General features: G+C 63.1%; 1 pseudogene. It reads right to left on the bottom strand.

The window, feature by feature from the left end:
• A pseudogene (locus ACUHMQ_RS20740) lies at positions 1-1405 on the bottom strand (hypothetical protein); the annotation flags it as partial.

The raw sequence follows: 1405 nt of genomic DNA, 5'->3' as shown, positions 1-1405 counted from the left end.
CCGGCATTGTCGTAGGCATAGGTGGTGGCGTGTTGCTTGCGCAATGCATCGAGCTGGTCCGCGGTCACGTTAGCCAAGACTTCGGGATAGCCGAGCCGCTTGCGTTCGGCTTTGGCGCTGTCCGTGTCCTGTTCGGTCAGCCTCACGCCCTGGGCGCTTAGCTCACGCGTGATGCGGCCCAGGTTGTCGTAGTCAGTCGCAATACTGCGTTGCTGATCGGCGTCATTCGCCGCCGTGGTCTTGCGCAGCAGGTTGCCGGCCACATTGTAGGTGTAGCGGGTGACGGTGCCATCGCTGGTGGTCTCTGTCTCGACCTCACCACGGGGGGTATAGGCGTAGCTGACGGTGCGGTCTTCACTGTGAGCGGTGGGGCGCAAACCTTCCAAGGTCGTGATGGCTGTGGGTACGGTTGTGGCGCCCACACCTGGAAGATTGTTGGTGACCGTGGCATAGCGCGTTTCACTGGCCTTGCGCCCCGCGGCGTCATAGCGCACTTCCGTCAGATAGCCCTCAGCGTCGACACTGCCCACCAGACGATTCTGGCTGTCGTAGACCTGCCAGCTGTGCTGGTCCTGGGCATGGGACGTGGTGGGCGTCAGTGCTGCCAGACTGCCGCTCGCGCGGAGACTGGCGGTTGTCGGTGTGGCATAGCGGGCAGTATGGACTAGCCGCCCTGCCCCGTCGTAATCGTGAACCGTCAGGTAGCCGGCTGCATCAAGCACGCCGGTCTGGTTGCCATCGGCATCGTAGAAGTAACGGGTGGTGCGGTCTGCTGCATCACGGGTGACCACCACGGCATCGGCCAGCAGGCTGGCTTGCAAGTTGGTGGCAGTGGGCTTGGCATGACGGGTTTCGCTGAGCAGCTTGCCCGCGCCGTCGTAAGTCAGGCGGGTGACATAGCCTTCGGCATCGACCTTCTTCGCCAGGCGGCCCGCTTGATCATAAAACTGCCAGGTGTGGCGGTCTGCTGCACCGGGGGTAAGGCGTGTGGCGAAGGCAGTGGGGGTCAGTGGCTGCAGCAGGCTGGTGGTATCGGCCAGGCTGATCGGGGTGGCATAGGCTACCGTCTCGGTGACCCGGCCCAGTGCATCGTAGCGCTGTTCAGTGACGGCGCCCAGGGGTGAGACGGTATAGCGCAGCCGTTGATTGGCGTCGTACACATAGCGGGTGAGCTTGCCGTCGCCATCGATGTCAGCAATCTTGTTGCCATTGGCGTCGTAACGGTAGCTGACCGGGGCCAGGCTGCCTTTGATCAAACCGATCAACTGACCGGTGCTGTCGTAGCTCTGGGTATCGACACGCCCATTGACCTGGGTCAGCGTCAGTGTCTTGCCCGCTTCATCGTACTGGCGGGTGATGGTGGTCGCTGGGGCGGCACTGTCCAGGGTGCTGAGCAAGCGGCCCA

The organism is Chitinimonas violaceus, assembly GCF_052601015.1.
This window is presented reverse-complemented; position numbering and strand designations above follow the sequence as displayed.